A 19,459-nucleotide genomic window follows, 5' to 3' on the forward strand; every position below is an offset into this window, starting at 1 on the left:
AGAACTGTGGGCATCGGTAAGGAAATGCGCCGCCTGTGCGGCGAACTGGTCGCGGAGCTGACTCTCCCCGCGCCGGCGCGGCCCGAGGAGCTCTACGCCGCGCTGTGCGACGCCATGAGCAGACGCCGGGGCCGCCCCGTCCACTTCCGTACGGCCGCCTTCCCGCCCGGGACCGCGAGCGGGCTGTGGCTCGACATGGCCGAGCAGGACCTCGTCGTGATCGAGGAACGCACGGCTCCCGACCACCAGTTGGTGATCCTGGGGCACGAGCTGTGGCACATGAAGGCGGGGCACTGCTCCCACCATGTCGAGGGCGCCGCCGTCGCGGCCCGGCTGCTCCACGACGGCGCCGACCTCCAGGAGACGGTGCTGAAGGTCGCCGCGCGCACCCGCTTCGACCTCGACGACGAGAAGGAGGCCGAGAGCTTCGGCCTGCTGCTGGCCAGCAAGTGCAGGGCGTGGCTGGCGGGTTCGTCGTCGCGGGGGCCGGTGCAGCGGGATCATCTGGCGGGGCGGATCGAGGCGTCGCTGGGGTATCCGGGGTCGCAGGGCTGAGCCGGGGGTTCCGCCTCCGCCGAGCGGGCGAACCATCGGACTGTGGGGCCGGATTGTCAGTGGTGGGCGGCAAGCTGGAGGTGCGCCCCTTGTGTGCGGGCGTGACCGATGACTCCGACACGGGGAGAGCCGACCGATGCCCACCGCCGTACTGACCGACCACGAACGCACCGCCGTCCAGGCCTATCTGCGCCTGCTGCACACCGTCCGGGCCGCCTCCGACCTGGAGCCGGGCCCGTGCGGCTCCCACCGGCCCTCCGTCGTCCCGCCCGGCGTCCTCGCCGAGGCGGAAGAGGCCCTCGACCGAGCGGGCCTCACGGGCAACGAGGAGGCGTTCTTCCGGCTGCTCCAGAGCTGGTGTCCGGAGCCGGGGCCCTGAGCCGACGGCGGTAGCGGCGCCCTGAGTCGACGTCCGCAGGCCCTCACCCGCACGGCTGTCTCAGTCGTGCGGTACCGCGACCGCCGTCGCGACCAGGCCCCGGTCAGTGGTCCACTGGCCGTCGAAATGGCCGAGGCGGCGGTCGCCGAGGCGTGGGCCGGGGACGAGGAGCGTGGCGCGGAAGGTGCCGCGTGGTCGGTCGCCGGGGGCGGCGGAGAGGTCGATGTCGGCCTCCGTGAAGTCCAGCCACTTGCCGGTGAGGGGGAACCACGCCTTGTAGACGGCCTCCTTCGCGCTGAACAGCAGCCGGTCCCAGTGGACGTCGGGGCGCTGCGCCGCCAGGTGCCGCAGGCGCTCGGCCTCGGCTGGCAGGGCCACGGCGGGCAGGACGCCCTCGGGCAGCGGCCCGTGGGTCTCGGCGTCGATGCCGAGGGAGGCGAGGTCGGCCGCACGGACCAGGGCGGCGGCGCAGTAGCCGTCGCAGTGGGTCATGCTGCCGGCCAGGCCGGCGGGCCAGCGCGGGGCGCCGCGTTCCCCGGGCAGGACCGGCTGCGGCGGCACGCCGAGCTTCTCCATGGCCCGGCGGGCACAGGAGCGGACGGCGGCGAACTCCCGGCGCCGCTTGGCGACCGCCCGCGTCACGAGCGCCGCCTCCTCGGGGAACAGCGGGGCGTCCGCGCCCTCGTCGCCGTACGCCTCCACGGTGACGACGGTCTGTGGCAGCAGTTCCCCGATCACCGCTCCTCGCCCTCCGCCGGCAGGATGCGCCGCAGCCGCCCCGGCTCCCCGGTTCGCTTGCGCCACTCCCGGGGATAGCCCACCGACACCTCCTCGAAGCGCACGCCCTCGTGCCAGGTGGTGCGGGGGATGTGCAGATGGCCGTAGACCATCGTGTGGACGTGGAACCTGCGGTGCCAGTCGGCGGTCAGGCCGGTGCCGCACCACATGGCGAACTCGGGGTGCCACAGCACGTCCATCGGGTGGCGGTGCAGCGGATAGTGGTTGACGGGGATCACGGGCAGGTCGCCGGGCAGTGCGGCGAGCCGGCGTTCGGTCTCGGCGACCCGGGTCCGGCACCAGGCCTCCCGGCTCGGGTACGGGTCGGGGTGCAGCAGGTGCTCGTCGGTGCACACGATGCCCGTGCCCCGGGCGTACTCCAGGCCCTGCTCCTTCGTCGCACAGCCGGCCGGCAGGAACGAGTAGTCGTACAGAAGGAAGAGCGGCGCGACGGCGACGGGGCCGTCGGGGCCGTCCCAGACGGGGTAGGGATCCTCCGGTGTCGTCACGCCGAGGTTCCGGCACAGCTCGACCAGATGGTCGTAACGGGCGACACCGCGCAGGGTGACGGGGTCGCTCGGATGGGTCCACAGCTCGTGGTTCCCGGGCACCCACACGACCTTGCGGAAGCGGCCGGCGAGCGTCTCGAGAGTCCAGCGCACGTCGGCCACGGTCTCGGCCACGTCCCCGGCCACGAGCAGCCAGTCGTCGTCCGACCCGGGCCGCATCCGCTCGACCAGGGCGCGGTTCTCCGGATAGCCGATGTGCAGATCGCTGATGGCCAGCAGTTGTCCGGCGCCACCGGCCGTCGACGTCACCCCTCGTCCCCCTCCGCGCACCCGACGCGAACGGCACCACGAGATCACATCACCACGCCCGGGGACAAGGGCGGCCGGCCCGACGGGAATCGCGATCCGTAACACGCGCGTTGCACGACACGGCCCGCCGAGGCCGTATGATCTGCCCCAACACCACCGCTGAAAACTTCCCTCTCGCAGGGGCGGTTTGGTGTCCCTCCATTCCTCCTGCCCGGGCACGGGCTGCTGAGCCCTGCCCGCGAACCGTGAAAGGCGGCCTGCATGGTCTCTCGCGTACGCGTCTGGCTCAACCGCACGTACGCGGAGAACGTGTTCTTCATGGATCAGCTGCGGAGAAATCCCAGCGACCGGGCCGTCGAGATCCATGCCACGCACGGCGATCCGGACTCCCCCGTGCTGGCCGCCGCCGACACGGCCGAGCTGGAACCCGAGAACCTCTCCCCCGCCGGGTACGTCGAGTACGCGCTGGACCAGTGCGGGCGGCGCGGTATCGACGTGTTCGTGCCCCGGCTGCACCAGTCGGCGATCGTGGCGCACCGCGCCGAGTTCGAGGCGGCCGGTACGGCGGTGCTGGCACCGCCGCCCGAGGCGGTGGCGGTCTTCCACGACAAGGTGATCGCCTACGAGGCGGTCCAGGCGATCGGTGTGCCGGTGCCGCCGTGGTGGCGGGTCCGGTCGAGTGACGAACTCGTCGTGGCCGTCGAGGAGTTGGAGGACGCCGGGCACAAGGCCTGCTTCAAGCCGGCGTCCGGGGCGGGCGGTGTGGGCTTCCGCGTGATCACGCGCTCGCCCTTCTCGATGGTGCACCTGAGCGGCTTCCCGAGCCCGTACGTGCCGCTCGACCTGGTGCTGGAGGCACTGGAGCGGGCGGAGGAGCCGGTCGACTGGCTGGTGATGCCGCGCCTGGAGCAGCCCGAGGTGTCGGTGGACTGCCTGACGGGTCCGGACAACCGGCTCCGGCTGGCCATCGGCCGCACCAAGAACGGCCGCCGCCGGGGCTTCACGCTGCACGAGCAGTGGCTGGACCCGGCCCGGCGGATCGCGGAGGGCTTCGGGCTGCACTACCTGTCCAACATCCAGTTCCGGATGTTCGGCGACCGGCCGGTCCTGATGGACGTCAACACCCGCCCGGCCGGCGGCCTGCACCAGTTGTCGCTGTGCGGCGTCAACGCCCCCTGGGCCGCGGTCCAGCTGGCGCTCGGCGAGGACCCGGGCGAGGTGGTCCCGCCGTTCCTGGGCCAGGACTACACGGTGGTGTCGGGGCCGCGTCCGCTGCGGCCGGTGCAGCTGCCGCAGCAGCGGCCGGAGGTCACGGAGCCGCTGTCGGCGGTAGCCGCGCCGATTGCCGCCGGACCGGTGGACTCCGTCGGGGCGGCGGGTCAGGCGGCGCCGCTCCCCGGCCTGGCCGCGAGCGCCGCGCGCCACACCGGGCTGTCGACGTAGTGGTTGTCGAAGCGTTCCGAGGAGTCCTTGATCTCCTGCGGGTCGGCCTCGCCGCGCATCACCCGGCCCAGTAGCCGGAGATAGTCGAAGCGCCCCGCGCCCGGGGTGAAGACGAACAGCACATCGGCTGTCGCACCGGGCGCGGCGGCGAAGGCGTGCGGGGTGTTCGGCGGCACCAGGAGGAAGTCGCCGACCTCCAACACGGTGATCTCCTCGCCCACCAGCACCTGGAGGGCGCCGTCGATCACGTAGAACATCTCGGACGCCTTGGTGTGCAGGTGGGCGGGCGCACCGACCGCGCCCTCGGCGAACGTCGACCGGTAGCTGGTCAGCCGCCCGCCGGTGTCCCCGGAGTCGGCGAGGAGGGTCATCACACTGCTGGGGTCGCGCGTCGTCTCGGCCTCGGCGGCACGGGTGAGAACCGGCGGGAAGCCGCCGGTTGCTCCCGTCCCGTCCGTGTGTCCCGTCTCGTCGGTGTGTCCCGTCCCCTCGGTGTGACCCGTCTCGTTCTGCGTCGTCGTCTCGTTCCGCGTCGTGTCGTTCCGCGTCGTCATGACAATGACCCTACGGAGCCCGGCGACCCACGGCAGGGGGCATTCCGGTGCCGTGGTCGTGGGTCAATTCCGCGGCGTCAGAAGCGGCCCCCACCCCGGTACAGCTCCAGTTCGCCGTCCAGTTCGACGGCGAGCACGGTGGCGTGCGGGTCGAGGTCCCGCGCCGGGGGAGGTTCGATCCACAAGACGCCCGGGGTTTCGTGGAGCCCGCCCGTGACGCTGTGGGTCAGTTCCGTGCCGGTGCCCAGGACCGAAACCCTGCGGACCTTGCTGAGCAGGCCGCGGACGTTGATCTCGGCGCGCGGGGCGTCGAAGAGGGTCAGATAGAGGGTGCGGCGGTCCTGGGAGAGGGTGCTCGGGCCGTAGTGGTGGCCCGGCGGGAGTCCCCGTTCGGTGCCGTACACCGCTTCCGCGTGCCGGGCGATCCAGTCGCCGAGCCCTTCCAGCCGCTGCGCCTGTTCGGCCGGGATCGTGCCGTCCTCCCGCGGGCCGACGCTGAGCAGCAGGTTGCCTCCGCCGCCGATGGTCTCGGTGAAGTAGCGGATGAGCTGGTCGACCGACTTGTGGTTGTGGTCGTGGTGCTGGTGGCCCCAGGAGTCGTTGATCGTCAGGCACAGCTCCCAGGGACCCTCGGGCGGAACGACCGGGGCACCCTGTTCCGGCGTCGCGTAGTCGCCCTCGCTGAGCATGCGGGCGTTGAAGACGACGTCCGGTACCTCGGAGCGGATGCGGGCGGCGAGTTCGGGAATGCGCCACTGCTCCTCGCTGCGGTCCCACTCGCCGTCGAACCACAGCAGGTCCGGCTTGTAGCGGGAGGTCAGTTCGCGGATCTGGCCGTCCCGGTAGGCGAGGAACCTCTCCCAGGCCTGAAGGTCCTCGTCCTCGGCGGCGACCTCCGAGTAGCGGTTGTCCTCCAGCTCCGGCGGCCGGCCCGGCTTGCGGGTGGAGGCGTAGTCGGGGTGGCTCCAGTCCGAGTGCGAGTAGTACAGGCCGACCTTGAGGCCCTGCTCGCGCAGGGCGTCGGCGTAGCCGCCGATCAGGTCGCGGCCCACGTTCAGGTCGCCGTACGCCGTGTCCCACAGGGCGACGCCGTCGTGATGGCGGCTGGTCAGCACGGCGTACTTGGCGCCCGCCCGCGCGAAGAGCCTCGCCCAGTCGCGCGGGTCGTAACGGGCGGCCGTGAAGCGGTCGAACTGGGACATGTACTGGTCGTACGGGACAATGTCGTCGTAGAACGACCAGGACTCCTGGACGCCGTCGACGGCGTAGATGCCCCAGTGGATGAAGATCCCGAGCTTGGCATCGGTGAACCAGGGTTGCATGGCCATGCGTCAGCTCCTGCGCAGACGCAGGGTCAGGATCTGGAAGGGCCGCAGTTCCACGGGGACGGCGCCGTCGTCGTCCACGCTCGTCTCCTCCAGTGGCCGCTCCAGCAGGTCGGTGATCTGCGCGCCCGCGAGCGGGAAGCCGATGCGCAGGACGCCCCGGGCCCGGCCGCCGCGGGACTCGTAGAGCCGTACGACGACGTCGCCCGACGCGTCGTCGGCGAGCTTGACCGCCTCCACGGTCACGCCGTCGCCCTCGGTGGAGACGACCGGTGCGGGGGCGCCGGCCGCGTCGGCCACCCGGAGCGGGAGGTTGAGGGCGTAGCCCTCGGCGACGGCGTCCTCGATGGTCGCGCCGGGCAGCAGCGCGTAGGTGAAGCGGTGGCGGCCCTGATCGGCCTCGGGGTCCGGGATGCGCGGGGCGCGCACCAGGCTGAGGCGGACGGTGGTCGTGGTGCCGCCGTCCTCACGGACCGTGCGGGAGACGTCGTGGCCGTACGTCGAGTCGTTGATGACCGCGACGCCGTAGCCGGGTTCGCCGATGTGCACCCAGCGGTGGCCGGAGACCTCGAAGCACGCCGCCTCCCAGCTGGTGTTGGTGTGGGTGGGGCGCTGGATGTGGCCGAACTGGATCTCGGCGGAGGAGTGCGGGGCCCGGATGTCGACTGGGAAGGCCGCCTTGAGGATCTTCTCGGTCTCGTGCCAGTCGATGTCCGTCTCGATGTCGATCCGGGGGCTGCCGGCGTGGACGGTGATCGTCTGGGTGATCTTCGAGCCCTTGCCGAAGTCCCGCTCGACGCGGATCGCGCCGACCAGCGGGTCCTGCTCCACGACCGTGACGGAGGAGGCGTCGAGGAGGTCCGTGTAGCGGTTCTTGTAGTGCTTGTCGATGTCCCAGGCGTCCCAGTAGTTGGGCAGGTCGGTGTGCAGGCGCAGCAGGTTGCCCGGGTCGGCCAGGACCTCGCGGTTCGCGCGCAGGTCCCGGACGGACGACAGGGTGCCGTCCTCGGCCACCTCCACGCGGACCAGCCCGTTGTCGAGCACCCGGCCGCTCACCGTCACCGGCTGCGGGGGCTCGGCGTCGGCGAGGGGCGCGGAGCCGCTCGCGGGCACCTCCACGTACACCGGTGCGCCGTCGGCGGTGCGGACCACCTCGGCCCGGTCGTAGGGGCTGGTGTTGAAGACGCGGGTCCCGCCGGCGCCGAGGGCCGTGAGGGCATCGGCCGTCAGCGCCTGGAGCTCACGGGCCACTCGGGCGTACTCGGCTTCGGCCTCCCGATGCACCCAGGCGATGGAGGAGCCGGGCAGGATGTCGTGGAACTGGTGCAGCAGCACCGTCTTCCAGAGCCGGTCCAGCTTCTCGTGCGGGTACGTGTAGCCCGGCGCGTGCAGGGCCGCCGTCGTCGCCCACAGTTCTGCCTCGCGCAGGAGGTGCTCGGAGCGGCGGTTGCCCTGCTTGGTGCGGGCCTGGGAGGTGTAGGTGGCGCGGTGCAGCTCCAGGTAGAGCTCGCCGACCCAGACGGGGGCGTCCGGGTACTCCTCGCGGGCCTTGGCGAAGAACTCGTCGGGGTGTTCGACGACGACCTTGGCGGAGCCCTCCAGGTCCGCCAGCCGGCGGGCGCGCTCCATGATCTCGCGGGTGGGGCCGCCGCCGCCGTCGCCCCAGCCGAAGGGGGCCAGGGAGCGGCTGGCGCCGCCCTTCTCCTGGTAGTTGCGGACCGCGCGGGACATCTCCTCGCCGCTGAAGCGGGCGTTGTAGGTGTCGACCGGCGGGAAGTGCGTGAAGATGCGGGTGCCGTCGATGCCCTCCCACCAGAAGGTGTGGTGGGGGAACTTGTTGGTCTGGTTCCAGGAGATCTTCTGGGTGAGGAACCACTCGTTGCCGGCGAGCTTGGCGATCTGCGGATAGGCCGCGTTGTATCCGAAGGAGTCCGGCAGCCACACGCCCTTGGTCTCGATGCCGAAGTGCTCCATGAAGAACCGCTTGCCGTGGATGAACTGGCGGGCGACGGCCTCGCCGCCGGGCAGGTTGCCGTCGGACTCGACCCACATGCCGCCGACCGGCGCCCACTGGCCCTTCTTGACCGACTCCTGGATGCGGGCCCAGACCTTGGGGTAGTTGTCGCGCACCCACTCGTACTGCTGGGCCTGGGAGCAGGCGAAGATGAAGTCGTCGTACTCGTCGGCCAGGGACGTGACGTTGGAGAACGTGCGGGACGTCTTGCGCTTGGTCTCGCGGATCGGCCAGAGCCAGGCCGAGTCGATGTGGGCGTGGCCGACGCCGGAGATCGTGTGCGCGCTGGCGTGCGCGGGCTTGGACAGCACCGGCTTGAGCGCCTCGCGCACGGCCGGCGCGGAGCCGGAGACGTCGTCCAGGTCGAGCAGGTCCATCGCCCGGTCGAGCGCGTGCGCGATCTCGTGTCGGCGGGGGTCGTGCTCGCCGAGCTCCAGCATCAGCTCGCGCAGCACCTGGACGTCGAGGTCGAGGTGCCAGACCTCCTCGTCGAGGATGGCGATGTCGGCGCTGCGGAAGGTGTAGAGCGGCTTGTCGCCGGCGGTGAGGATGTCGCCGAGCGGGGTGGTCTTCGAGAAGTTGTCGGCGAGGATGTCCGGGTTGGAGGCGGCCTCGACCAGGTACTCGACCGTCTCGCCGCCCGTCGCCGGGTCGGCGATCGCCACGTACTGGTTGAGCGGGTTGACGGCCTTCAGCGGGGTGCCGTCCGTGAGGTGGACGAGGGCCTCGGCCTGGTTGCCGGGCCAGTCGCCGACGAAGCCGAGGTCGATGACGGCCTCGACGCGCTTGCCCGCCCACGCCTCGGGCACCTGTCCGCGCATGCGGAACCAGGTGGTGCCCCAGGGCGGGCCCCAGGGGGTGCCCATCGCGAAGGGCGCGTATGAGGCGGCGGCGGCCTCCTCGAACGGGACCGGCTCCCCGGGAGCCTGCCAGGCCTCCACCTCGAAGGGGACGGTGGCCGCGTAGATCGCGGACTTGATGCGCTGGTCGTGAAGGCGCTGCACGCGCTCCTCGATCCGGCGGCTTTCGTCATGCATGGGATGTCTCCAGGAAGCGGGAAGAGCGAGCAGGCGGGAAGCGGTGGGGGAAAGCGCTTACCGAGCGGCGTTCACCTAAGGTACGCCAGCCCGGGGTGGACCTCGGTGTAGCCCTCGACCAGCCTGCGGGCCACATTGACGGAGTCGACGAGCGGGTGCAGCGCGAAGGCCTTCACGGCCGTCGCGCGGGAGCCGGAGTCGGCCGCGGCCAGCACTTCGCGCTCGACCGCCTTGACCGCGCAGACCAGACCGGTGGCGTGGTCGGGCAGCGGGTCGACGGTGACGGGGTGGGCGCCGTTGGCGTCGACGAGGCAGGGGACCTCGATGACGGCGTCCGCGTCCAGGACCGACAGGGTGCGCTGGTTGCGGACGTTGAGGATCAGGGTCGTGCGCTCGTCCCGGGCGATCGCCCGCATCAGGGCGAGGGCCACCTTCTCGTAGCCGCCGGACAGGTCGTCCTCGTCGCGTTCGCCGGCGCCGGCGGTCTCCCGGTTCTCGGCCATGTAGGTGGCCTCGCGCTCGGCGCGGGTGCGGTCCCAGACCTTCCACGCGGGGGCGTCCGGGTTGCGCATCTCGGCGTAGAAGCGGGCCTGCTGGTCGTGCAGGAAGGCGCCGCGGGTCTTCTCGGCCTGCTGGTAGGCGCGGACGGCTTCCCGGTTGAAGTAGTAGTAGTGCAGGTATTCGTTGGGGATCGCGCCCAGGGACCGCAGCCAGTCGACGCCGAAGAGCTTGCCCTCCTCGAAGGAGCCGAGCAGGTCCGGGTCGGCGAGCAGGCGCGGGAGCTCGTCGCGGCCGGCGACGCGCAGGCCGCGCACCCAGCCGAGGTGGTTGAGGCCCACGTAGTCGATCCAGGCCTCCTTCGGGTTCGCGCCGAGCACCCGGGCGATGCGGCGGCCGAGGCCGACCGGGGAGTCGCAGATGCCGATGACGCGGTCGCCGAGGTGGCGGGACATGGCCTCGGTGACCAGGCCGGCCGGGTTGGTGAAGTTGATGACCCAGGCGTCCGGCGCCAGGCGGGCGACGCGCCGGGCGATGTCGACGGCGACCGGGACGGTGCGCAGGCCGTAGGCGATGCCGCCCGCGCCGACCGTCTCCTGGCCGAGGACGCCCTGGTCCAGGGCCACGCGCTCGTCGTTCGCCCTGCCCTCCAGGCCGCCGACGCGGATCGCGGAGAACACGAAGTCGGCGCCGCGCAGGGCCTCGTCCAGATCGGTGGTGGCGCTCACCTCGGGCGCGTCGGGGACTCCGGCCGCCTGCTCGGCGAGGACGCGCGTCACGGCGGACAGTCTCGCGGGATCCAGATCGTGCAGGACGACGTGCGTCACCCGGCCCTCGGCGTGGTCCTGGAGGAGCGCCCCGTACACCAGCGGCACGCGGAATCCTCCGCCGCCCAGAATCGTCAGCTTCACGCCTGCACCTTTCCCGCCACGACGACCTCGACGCCTGCCTCCTGCAAGGAGGCCCGCGTCACCGTGTCGACGGGCTCGTTCGTCACCACCACGTCCAGCTCCTCGGGACCGCAGACCTTCGCCATGCCGTGCCCCGGGAACTTCGCCGCGTCGGCCAGCAGCACGACCTTCTCGCCGGCCTTGATCATCGCCCGCTTGACGGGCACCTCCACGACCGTCGTGTCCATGACCTGCCCGCCCGGCCGCACGCCGCTGGTGCCGAGGAAGAGCCAGTCGGCGTGCAGCTGGCGCAGGTTGTCCTCGGTGAGGAAGCCGACCAGGGAGCGGTACTCGCGGCGGACCATGCCGCCGAGCAGGACCAGCTCGATGCCCTCGTCGTCGGCGAGCTCCTCGTAGACCACCAGGTTGCTGGTGATCACGGTGAGCCGGCGGCCGTGCAGCTGCCGGGCCAGGCGGTAGGCCGTCGTCCCGATGTCCAGCAGCACCGACTGGCCGTCCCTGACCATCGCCGCCGCGCGCTCGGCTATGGCGTCCTTCTCGGCCACGCGCACCTCGGCGACCTCGGCGAAGGGCTGGTCGCCCTCCTCGACCACGGCGCCGCCGTGGACACGCGTGAGCAGCCCGTCTTCTTCCAGTTTGACCAGGTCACGCCTGATGGTGGCGGGACTCACGCCGAGTTGCTCCGAGAGGTCGGTCACGGAGGCGGGCCCGCCGGAGCGCAGGGCCCGCAGGATGAGTTGGTGTCGTCGTTCTGCCAGCACGGCGTGAACAGTACTCGTCATCTCCAATCATTTCTATGCTCACTTCTGCTCGGGTATTGACCAATCTCTCCGATCGGCGCACGATTCCGGTCACCGAAATGAAGAGTTTTGACGAGCTCGCGGGGTGGGCTCCTCGAACGCTTCCGAACGAGAGGACCCCTCCGTGGACGACGACCGGCCCGATGTGCTGCTGACCGGGCTGCTCTTCTACGACCTCGTCCTCACGGGGCTCGGCAAGCCCCCGACTCCGGGCGAGGAGATCTGGACGACGGGCATGGGCTGCGGCCCGGGCGGTATCGCCAACCTGGCGGTGGCGGCCAGCCGCTTCGGCCTGCGCACCTCGCTGGCCACCGTGTTCGGCGACGACCTCTACGGCGAGTGCTGCCGCGACATCCTGTGCGACCAGGAGGACGTCGACCTCTCCCTCTCCCGTACGGCCGACGGCTGGCCCACCCCGGTCACCGTCGCCCTGGCCCACGGCACGGACCGTGCCCTGGTCACCCACGGCCAGGAGCCCCCGTACTCGCAGGACGTGCTGGTGGGCGACCCGCCGGCGGCGCGTACCGCCCTGGTGCACATCGAGGCGCAGCCGCGCGACTGGCTCGCCAAGGCCGCCGCGGGCGGCACGCAGATCTACGCGGACGTCGGCTGGGACCCCAGCCAGGAGTGGTCGACGGCCCTCCTGGACCAGCTCGCGCTCTGCCACGCGTTCCTCCCGAACGAGACGGAGGCCATGGCCTACACCCGCACGGACAGCGCGGTGGCCGCGCTCGGCACGCTGTCCGAGCTGGTGCCGGTCGCGGTCGTCACCCGGGGCGGGGACGGCGCGATGGCCGTCGACCAGACGACCGGCGAGTACGCCGACGTGCCCGCCCTCGACGTCGAGGTGCTGGACGCGACCGGTGCCGGGGACGTCTTCGGCGCCGCGTTCGTCACCGCCTCGCTCGGCGGCTGGCCGCTCGCGGAGCGGCTGCGGTTCGCGGTGCTCGCCGCCGGGCTGTCGGTCCGGCACCACGGCGGGGCGCTGGCCGCCCCTGGCTGGTACGGCGTGGACCGCTGGTGGCGCTCCCTGACCGACCCCGACGTGAAACGGGCCTACGGCTTCCTGGCGGACCGGCTCCCGGAAAACCCCGGGCCGCCGGTCGCGTACGCCCCCGTCACCCCTCCCGCACGGCAGCACTGACCTTCACCCACACCTCGGCACCACGAACAGGAAAAACAGGAGTGACCCGTGGACCTTTCTCGTAGAGGCTTCCTCCAGGCCGCCGCGCTCACCGCGGCCGCCTCCGGCCTGACCGTCGCATGCGGCGGCAGCTCGGGATCGGGCGGTACCAAGAACGGCAAGAGCCTCACCATGTGGTACTGGGGTGGCGCACTGAGCGACAAGGTGGTCGCGGAGGCCAAGGCGCACTTCGGCAGCCAGATCAAGCTGACCGCCGCCTCCATCGGCGGCGACTTCAAGCAGAAGCTCACCACCACGCTCGCGGCGGGCAGCTCCGTGCCCGACATCACCGGCATCAAGGGCGAGGACATCGCGTCCTTCCTGCCCAACGCCGACCGCTTCCTCGACCTGAACGACCTCGGCTTCAAGAAGATCTCGTCGCAGTACCTGGACTGGAAGACCAAGCTCGCCCGTACCGAGGACGGCAAGCAGATCGGGTTCCCGATCGACATCGGCCCCACGGCGCTCTTCTACCGCGCGGACCTGTTCCGCAAGGCCGGGCTGCCCACCGACCCCGACAAGGTCGCCGCCGAGGCCGGGACCTGGGACGACTACTTCGCGCTCGGCTCCGAGCTGAAGAAGGCCGTGCCCGGCACCTACCTGATCAACAACATGGGCTCGGTGTTCAACATCGCGGTCGGCCAGGGCACCAAGCGGTTCATCGACGAGAACAACCACTTCATCGGCGACCAGGACCACATCCGCGCCGCGTGGACCACGGCGATCCGCCCCTACACGCTCGGCATCGACGCCAGGATCAACGACCAGACCTGGAACGCCGCCATCGGCAAGAACCTCGGCACCGAACTCGGCGCGGCCTGGCACGCCCTGGACATCGAGCAGGCCGCCCCGGGCACCAAGGGCAAGTGGCGGGTCTGTGCCACGCCCGGCGGACCGGCCAACCAGGGCGGCTCCTACCTGGCGCTGCCCAAGCAGTGCCGTAACCCCGAAGAGGCATTCAAGATCATCAGCTGGATCCTCAGCCCGGCCAACAACGCCCGCGGCTTCACCGACGCCGCCATCTTCCCCGCCTCGCCCGCCTCTTACGCCATGCCCGCCATGACGGGCGCCGATGCCTTCTTCGGCGGGCAGAAGATCATCGAGGTCTTCGGCCCGGCCGCCAAGGCCATCCCGGTCAGCTACGAGGCACCCGCCGACGCCGCGGTCATGGCCCCCTACTTCACCGAGCTGACCAACATCGAGGCCAAGGGCAAGAAGCCCGACGCCGCCTGGAAGGACGCCGTCAGCCAGGCCAAGCAGATCGCCCGGCGACAGGGGGTGAACTGAGGTGTCATCACCTCCGGTCACCGGTCCCGCCACGGTGCCCGAGCACCGCGGCGGGCCGGGCCCGGCCCGGTTCCGCCCCCGGCGCACCCCGCCCGCGGGCGCCGTCCGGCCGAGCCGGCGCGGGGTGCTGTCGCACTGGCGGCAGTACCTGGCGATCTCGCCGTTCTACCTGATCTTCATCGCCTTCTCCTTCTTCCCCGTCTTCTACTCGCTGTATCTGGCCTTCCAGCGCTACGACGGCCTCGGCACCAAGCAGTTCGTGGGCCTCCAGCAGTTCGAGTTCCTCTGGAACGACCCGGTCTTCTGGCTGTCGATCCGCAACACCCTGGTGATCTGGGTGCTGTCCACCGTTCCCACGCTGTTCGGCGCCCTGGTCCTGGCGACGCTGCTGCATTCGGTGCGCCGCTTCAAGGGCTTCTACCGCATCGCCCTCTACGTGCCGAACGTCACCTCGATCGTCGCCGTGGCGATCTTCTTCGGCGCGGTGTTCAGCAACAACTTCGGCCTGGTCAACGCGATCCTGGGCACGGTCGGCATCTCGCCCGTCCCGTGGCTGAGCAACCCGTGGCTGATCAAGCTGGTCATCGCGCTGCTGATGACCTGGATGTGGACCGGCTACAACATGATCATCTATCTGGCCGGTCTCCAGGCCATCCCGACCTCGATCTACGAGGCGGCGAAGATGGACGGTGCCGGCCCCGTCCGCACGTTCTTCCAGATCACCATTCCGATCATGCGGCCGATCATCCTGTTCACCGTCATCATCTCGACCATCAACGGCCTGCAGAGCTTCAGCGAACCCCAGGTCCTCTTCGCCAGCAACGCCGCCAACCAGAACCTCGGCGGCCCGGGCCAGGCGGGCCTGACCACGCTGCTGTACTTCTACCAGTCGGCCTTCCTCAACAACGACTACGGCTACGGCGCGGCCATCGTGTGGGCCTTCTTCGTCCTGATCATGGTGCTCGTCGTCATCAACTGGCGTCTCGTGCAGCGCGGGAGGAAGGCATGACGACAGCGGACACGACACGGCCGGCCACGGGCACGCGGCGGCTGCGCCGCCCCAAGGGCCTGACCGCGCACATCCTCCTCGTTCTGGCCGTCCTCATCTCGGTCTTCCCGTTCGTGTGGACGATCGTGATGGCGACCAACACCACCGAGGACATCTACAAGAGCCCGCCGAAGCTGACCTTCGGCTCCCACCTGCTGGAGAACATCCGGCATGTGCTCAACACCATCGACTTCTTCGGGTCGATGCTCAACACGATCCTCGTCGCGAGCGTCACCACCGCCCTGGTGCTGTTCATCGACTCACTGGCGGCCTTCGCCTTCGCCAAGTTCGACTTCCCCGGGCGCAAGGTGCTCTTCGGCACGCTGCTCGTGTTCATGATGCTGCCGCTCCAGCTGGCCGTCCTGCCGCAGTTCATCCTCATGTCGGAGATCGGCTGGGTCGGCATGCTCAAGGCGCTGGCCCTGCCCGCCCTCGCCAACGCCTTCGGCATCTTCTGGCTGCACCAGTACATCCAGAACGGCGTGCCCGACGAACTGCTCGACGCCGCGCGCATCGACGGCGCCGGGTTCTTCCGCCAGTACTGGAACATCGCACTGCCGATGATCAAGCCCGCGCTGTCCTTCCTCGCCATCTACGCCTTCGTCAACGCCTGGAACGACTACGTCTGGCCGCTCATCGTGCTCACCGACCCCAGCCACGTCACGCTCCAGGTGGAGCTCGCCCAGCTCCATGTCGGCCACACCACCGACTACAGCATGGTCATGGCCGGTGTCCTCATGGCGGCCCTGCCGCTGGTCGTGGTCTTCGCGATCTTCGCGCGCGGCTTCATCGCGGGCGCGACCGAGGGAGCGGTGCAGGGCAGCTGACACGCCCCTCAGGGGCGCCCCCAAGGGGCGCGGGGAACTGCGCGACAAGCCACAGCGTCCGGGCAGCCGACAACGAACAAGCCGCCCCGAGCTCGTGGTCGATCGGGCCAGTGCAGCACACACGAGCGACGAGGGAGGCAACCAGTGACGGACAGCAGCGCACGCGCCAAGGTGCTCGTCGTCGGCATGGACGGGCTCCGCCACGACCGGCTGATCCGGTCCCTCGCCACCGCACCCGTGCTGCACGGCCTGATGGCCACCGGCGCCCACGGCACCAGCCTGCTGCCCTACGGCCGGGCCGAGGACGGGCCGTCGGCCGGCCCGGCCTACACCGACTCCGGCCCCGGCTGGTCGAGCGTGCTGACCGGCGTGTGGCCCGACCGGCACGGAGTGACCGGCAACGACTTCCTCGGTGCCGACTACACCCGGTACCCCGACTTCCTCAGCCGCGCCGCCACCGCCCGGCCCGGTCTGCGCACCGCGGCCGTGGTGTCCTGGCCGGAACTGGTCGACCGCGGCGTCCTCGGCCCCGCCATCGGTCGACGGGTGCGCTACGACGGCGAGTCCGACGGCTACGAACCCACCGACCGCCTCGTCGCCGACACCGCCGCACGGTGGCTCACCGAGGACGACCCGGACGCCGTGTTCGTGTACTTCGGCGCCACCGACGAGGCCGGCCACGCCACGGGCCCCCTCTCCCCCGCCTACGACCGGGCCCTCCTCGCCCAGGACGCCCACCTCGGACGGCTCCTGGAGGCGATCGACGCGCGGCGCGCCCACGAGCACTGGACCGTGCTGGTCACCACGGACCACGGTCACCTCGACACCGGCGGCCACGGCGGCGACACGCATGCCGAACGGGAGGTCTTCGTCATCCTCGCCGAGCCCGGCATGCCCGGAGGCACCAGGCTCGACACGCCCCGCCTCGTCGACATCGCCCCCACCGTCCTGGACCGTCTCGGCATCCCCGTCGACCCCGCCTGGGGCCTGCCGGGCCGTGCCCTTGCCCCGCCCACCCCACCGACTTCGGAATGGCCATGACCGACGCACTCCCCGATCCCCTGATCGCCCTGCGCCCCTGGCAAGCCCCCGAGATGACCTCCTGGCGGCGGCTCCCCATGAACGCCGTCGACCGGCGGCCCGGGGCCGTCTCCCTGGACGGCGACTGGCGTTTCCAGCTGCTGCCCGCGCCGGACGCCCCGGTGGGCGAGGACTGGTCGTCGTCGTACGTCCCCGGTGTCTGGACCATGCAGGGGACGGACGATCTGCCGCGGTACCTCAACGTCCGTATGCCGTTCGCCGAGTTCCCGCCGGACGTGCCCGCCGCCAACCCGACGGGGGTGTACGAGCGTGCGGTCGACGTGCCGGCCGAGTGGGCCGGGCGGCGGATCGTGCTCCAGGTCGGGGCGGCGGAGAGCGTGCTGCTGGTGCACGTGGACGGGCGGCCCGTCGGGATCTCCAAGGACTCCCACCTCGCCGCCGAGTTCGACCTGACGCCGGTGGTGCGCCCCGGCGAGCGGGCCACCGTACGGCTGACCGTCGTGAAGTGGTCCGACGCTTCGCACATCGAGGACCAGGACCAGTGGTGGCACGGCGGCATCACGCGCTCGGTACTGCTGTTCGCCACCGACCCGCTGCATCTCGCGGACGTGACCGTGCGGGCACGGTGGGACGGTGACCTGCGCGTGGACTGCCTCGTGCGGGACTCCGGCGGGGCCATGCCCGACGGCTGGTACGTCAGCGGGGAGCTGGACGGGTTGCTGCTCACGCAGGACGCGGAGTTCGACCGGGCGGGCGTCGAGGACGAGCGCGTCTCCGCCTTCCTCGGCGAGGCCCGGCTGCGGGCCGCCGTGCCGGACGTGCGCGCCTGGACCGCCGAGACGCCCGAGCTGTACGGCCTGACCGTCCGGCTGCACCGCGCCGACGGCACGGTCGCCGACAGCTCGCACCACCGGATCGGCTTCCGTGACGTCGAGATCACCGGCAGGGACCTGCTGGTCAACGGCGAGCGCGTGTTCATCCGGGGCGTCAACCGGCACGACTTCCATCCGCTGACCGGCCGGACCGTCTCGTACGACGACATGCGCGCCGACCTCGTCCTGCTGAAGCGGTTCGGCTTCAACGCGATCCGCACCGCGCACTACCCGAACGACCCGGCCCTGTACGACCTGGCCGACGAGCTCGGCTTCTACATCGTCGACGAGGCCGACATCGAGTCCCACGACCACGCGCACGAGATCGCCGACGACCCGCGCTATCTGGGGGCCTTCGTGGACCGGGTCGCGCGGATGGTGCTGCGGGACAAGAACCATCCGTCCGTCATCATCTGGTCGCTGGGCAACGAGTCCGACTACGGCGCGAACCACGACGCGGCGGCGGGCTGGGTACGCCGGCACGATCCGACCCGGCCGGTGCAGTACGAGGGCGCGGCCAAGCGCGGCTGGGCCGACGCGGACCTGGTCTCCGACATCGCCTGCCCGATGTACGCCCCGCTCCAGGAGTGTCTGGCGCACGCCATGTCCGGGACGCAGACCAAGCCGCTCATCCAGTGCGAGTACTCGCACGCCATGGGCAACAGCAACGGCACGCTCGCCGACCATTGGGAGGCCATCGAGGCCACCCCGGGTCTTCAGGGCGGGTTCATCTGGGAGTTCTGGGACCACGGCATCCTCCAGCGTGTGAACGACGGCAGACCGGCCGGGCGCGGGGGCGCCGGGCTCTATGACAACGGTGTCGCCGCGCCCGGCCATCGTTGGGCGTACGGCGGCGACTTCGGGGAGACCGACCACGACGGCGCTTTCATCGCCGACGGGGTCGTCTTCCCCGACCGCACCCCCAAGCCCGTGATGTCCGAGCACCGGGAGATCGCCGCGCCGCTGCGCATCGAGTGCTTCCGGCACGAGGGCGTCGTCCTGGGCAACCATCAGCACTTCCGGGGCCTGGACTGGCTGTCCGGCGAGTGGGAGCTGTCCCTCGCCGACGGCGGCACCCGGACCGCCCCCGCCGAGCTGCCCGAGCTGCGGCCGGGCCAGACGGCCGCCGTACCGCTGCCGTTCGAGCTGCCGGAGGACGGCGGCGAGGCATGGCTGACGCTGCGGGTGACGACGGCCCGGGACGAGCCGTGGGCGCCGCGCGGCACGGTCGTCTGCCTGCCGCAGGTGCGGCTGCGGGCCGCGGAGCCGGTGCGGCACACGCCGGTCAGGAACCGCCAAGTCGAGGTCGACGAGGACGGGCTGCTCGTCCATCCGCTGCTCACGGCCGGGCCCACGCTGTCGCTGTGGCGGGCGCCCACCGACAACGACGAACTGGGCGGCATGGCGGCGCGCTGGCGTGACTGGGGTCTGGACGCGCTCACCCGCAAGGTCGTCGCCGTACGGCGTGACCCGGGGCGGGTGTCCGTGGTCACCGACCACGTCGGCCCGGGTGGGACGGTCCGGCACGAGCAGGTGTTCACGGCGGTCGAGGGCGGGCTGCTCGTGGAGGAGTGCGCCGAGCTGCCCGAGGCGCTGGACGACGTGGCCCGGCTGGGTTCGGTCTTCGAGACGGCCGCCGGGCTGAACCTGCTGGAGTGGTTCGGGAAGGGCCCCTGGGAGTCGTACCCGGACCGGGGCGCGGGGGCGCCCGTCGGCCACCACGCGCTGCCGGTGGACGAGCTGTTCACGCCGTACCTGCGGCCCCAGGAGAGCGGCGGGCGGCACGGCGTGCGGCGGTTCACGCTGTCCGCGCCCGACGCGACCGGGCTCGCGGTGCGGCTGGACCGGCCCCGCCAGGTCTGCGTGACCCGCCATCGCGCGGCCGACCTCGCCTCGGCCGCGCATCACGACGAACTGGTGCCGCGGGCGGGGTGCGTGGTGCACATCGACGCGGCGCACCGCGGTCTCGGCACGGCCTCCTGCGGGCCCGACACCTTCGCCACCTATCTCGTCCCGGTCGGCGTCCACCGCTGGAGCTGGACGCTGCGCGTTCTCTGAGTTCTCCCCCTCTCGAGTCACCTCTGGAGCAC

The 19,459-nt window shown here is 71.2% G+C and carries 16 protein-coding genes; 9 read left to right on the forward strand and 7 right to left on the reverse strand.

Translation table 11 applies throughout. The features are described from left to right. Positions 1-24: 24 nt before the first annotated feature. Together ACIBL4_RS03225 and ACIBL4_RS03230 are read left to right on the forward strand one after the other, a co-directional pair. Entirely contained in the window at positions 25-555 is a 531-nt protein-coding gene (locus ACIBL4_RS03225; protein ID WP_306970486.1) for a toxin-antitoxin system, toxin component, read from the forward strand. A gap of 136 nt (positions 556-691) precedes the next feature. Then, entirely contained in the window at positions 692-934 is a 243-nt protein-coding gene (locus ACIBL4_RS03230) for a hypothetical protein (RefSeq protein ID WP_399405961.1), read from the forward strand. A gap of 60 nt (positions 935-994) precedes the next feature. Here ACIBL4_RS03230 and ACIBL4_RS03235 read toward each other — a convergent pair whose 3' ends face one another. Further along, entirely contained in the window at positions 995-1,672 is a 678-nt protein-coding gene (locus tag ACIBL4_RS03235; protein ID WP_399405963.1) for a 4'-phosphopantetheinyl transferase, read from the reverse strand. Next, entirely contained in the window at positions 1,669-2,529 is an 861-nt protein-coding gene (locus tag ACIBL4_RS03240; protein WP_399405965.1) for a metallophosphoesterase family protein, read from the reverse strand. The genes ACIBL4_RS03235 and ACIBL4_RS03240 overlap by 4 nt, the downstream gene beginning before the upstream one ends. A gap of 261 nt (positions 2,530-2,790) precedes the next feature. On the opposite strand from ACIBL4_RS03240, the gene ACIBL4_RS03245 reads away from it, so the two are divergent. Then, positions 2,791-3,972 carry an ATP-grasp domain-containing protein gene (locus tag ACIBL4_RS03245; RefSeq protein ID WP_399405967.1) on the forward strand — a complete coding sequence of 394 codons (1,182 nt, stop codon included), beginning with the start codon at positions 2,791-2,793 and terminating at the stop codon, positions 3,970-3,972. On the opposite strand, the gene ACIBL4_RS03250 is transcribed toward ACIBL4_RS03245, so the two are convergent. The 5 genes from ACIBL4_RS03250 to ACIBL4_RS03270 all read right to left on the reverse strand — a co-directional run bounded on the left by ACIBL4_RS03250 (position 3,909) and on the right by ACIBL4_RS03270 (position 11,072). Further along, positions 3,909-4,526 carry a cupin domain-containing protein gene (locus ACIBL4_RS03250; protein ID WP_399405969.1) on the reverse strand — a complete coding sequence of 206 codons (618 nt, stop codon included), beginning with the start codon at positions 4,524-4,526 and terminating at the stop codon, positions 3,909-3,911. The two genes, ACIBL4_RS03245 and ACIBL4_RS03250, sit on opposite strands and share 64 nt — an antisense overlap. A 77-nt stretch (positions 4,527-4,603) precedes the next feature. Next, positions 4,604-5,854: an alpha-L-fucosidase gene (locus ACIBL4_RS03255; RefSeq protein ID WP_399405971.1), complete on the reverse strand. Its 1,251-nt coding sequence runs from the start codon at positions 5,852-5,854 to the stop codon at positions 4,604-4,606. Positions 5,855-5,857: 3 nt separating this feature from the next. Beyond that, positions 5,858-8,902, reverse strand: a complete 3,045-nt coding sequence (locus ACIBL4_RS03260) for an alpha-mannosidase (protein ID WP_399405973.1) — start codon at positions 8,900-8,902, stop codon at positions 5,858-5,860. Positions 8,903-8,973: 71 nt separating this feature from the next. After that, on the reverse strand, positions 8,974-10,311 hold the full coding sequence (locus ACIBL4_RS03265) for a 6-phospho-beta-glucosidase (RefSeq protein WP_399405975.1): 1,338 nt from the start codon (positions 10,309-10,311) through the stop codon (positions 8,974-8,976). Next, the gene (locus ACIBL4_RS03270; RefSeq protein WP_399406550.1) at positions 10,308-11,072 is read right to left on the reverse strand and encodes a DeoR/GlpR family DNA-binding transcription regulator; all 765 of its coding nucleotides are present in this window, start codon (positions 11,070-11,072) and stop codon (positions 10,308-10,310) included. Before ACIBL4_RS03270 ends, ACIBL4_RS03265 begins: the two co-directional genes overlap by 4 nt. A 163-nt stretch (positions 11,073-11,235) precedes the next feature. Between ACIBL4_RS03270 and ACIBL4_RS03275 the strand changes: the two genes are divergently transcribed. From ACIBL4_RS03275 to ACIBL4_RS03300, 6 genes are all read left to right on the forward strand, one after another. Further along, a complete protein-coding gene (locus tag ACIBL4_RS03275; RefSeq protein WP_399405977.1) occupies positions 11,236-12,255 on the forward strand; it encodes a carbohydrate kinase family protein in 1,020 nt (339 codons plus the stop codon). A gap of 48 nt (positions 12,256-12,303) precedes the next feature. After that, on the forward strand, positions 12,304-13,581 hold the full coding sequence (locus ACIBL4_RS03280; protein ID WP_399405979.1) for an extracellular solute-binding protein: 1,278 nt from the start codon (positions 12,304-12,306) through the stop codon (positions 13,579-13,581). Between the two features lie 124 nt (positions 13,582-13,705). Further along, complete coding sequence (locus ACIBL4_RS03285; RefSeq protein WP_399406552.1) at positions 13,706-14,590, forward strand: carbohydrate ABC transporter permease; 885 nt, start codon at positions 13,706-13,708, stop codon at positions 14,588-14,590. Further along, on the forward strand, positions 14,587-15,456 hold the full coding sequence (locus tag ACIBL4_RS03290; RefSeq protein ID WP_399405981.1) for a carbohydrate ABC transporter permease: 870 nt from the start codon (positions 14,587-14,589) through the stop codon (positions 15,454-15,456). Before ACIBL4_RS03285 ends, ACIBL4_RS03290 begins: the two co-directional genes overlap by 4 nt. Before the next feature lie 186 nt (positions 15,457-15,642). After that, entirely contained in the window at positions 15,643-16,497 is an 855-nt protein-coding gene (locus ACIBL4_RS03295; RefSeq protein WP_399406554.1) for an alkaline phosphatase family protein, read from the forward strand. Further along, positions 16,494-19,427, forward strand: coding sequence for a glycoside hydrolase family 2 TIM barrel-domain containing protein (locus tag ACIBL4_RS03300; protein WP_399405983.1), 2,934 nt, complete (start codon positions 16,494-16,496; stop codon positions 19,425-19,427). The genes ACIBL4_RS03295 and ACIBL4_RS03300 overlap by 4 nt, the downstream gene beginning before the upstream one ends. Positions 19,428-19,459 lie beyond the last annotated feature (32 nt).

Source organism: Streptomyces sp. NPDC050416 (assembly GCF_044458845.1).
Taxonomy (GTDB): Bacteria; Actinomycetota; Actinomycetes; order Streptomycetales; family Streptomycetaceae; genus Streptomyces.

What these genes read in the sequence shown, in the direction of transcription:
- ACIBL4_RS03225 (WP_306970486.1), top strand. Translation starts at nt 25, where the DNA reads ATGCGCCGCCTGTGCGGCGAACTGGTCGCGGAGCTGACTCTCCCCGCG.
- ACIBL4_RS03255 (WP_399405971.1), bottom strand. Translation starts at nt 5,854, where the DNA reads ATGGCCATGCAACCCTGGTTCACCGATGCCAAGCTCGGGATCTTCATC.
- ACIBL4_RS03230 (WP_399405961.1), top strand. Translation starts at nt 692, where the DNA reads ATGCCCACCGCCGTACTGACCGACCACGAACGCACCGCCGTCCAGGCC.
- ACIBL4_RS03290 (WP_399405981.1), top strand. Translation starts at nt 14,587, where the DNA reads ATGACGACAGCGGACACGACACGGCCGGCCACGGGCACGCGGCGGCTG.
- ACIBL4_RS03245 (WP_399405967.1), top strand. Translation starts at nt 2,791, where the DNA reads ATGGTCTCTCGCGTACGCGTCTGGCTCAACCGCACGTACGCGGAGAAC.
- ACIBL4_RS03250 (WP_399405969.1), bottom strand. Translation starts at nt 4,526, where the DNA reads ATGACGACGCGGAACGACACGACGCGGAACGAGACGACGACGCAGAAC.
- ACIBL4_RS03260 (WP_399405973.1), bottom strand. Translation starts at nt 8,902, where the DNA reads ATGCATGACGAAAGCCGCCGGATCGAGGAGCGCGTGCAGCGCCTTCAC.
- ACIBL4_RS03300 (WP_399405983.1), top strand. Translation starts at nt 16,494, where the DNA reads ATGACCGACGCACTCCCCGATCCCCTGATCGCCCTGCGCCCCTGGCAA.
- ACIBL4_RS03295 (WP_399406554.1), top strand. Translation starts at nt 15,643, where the DNA reads ATGGACGGGCTCCGCCACGACCGGCTGATCCGGTCCCTCGCCACCGCA.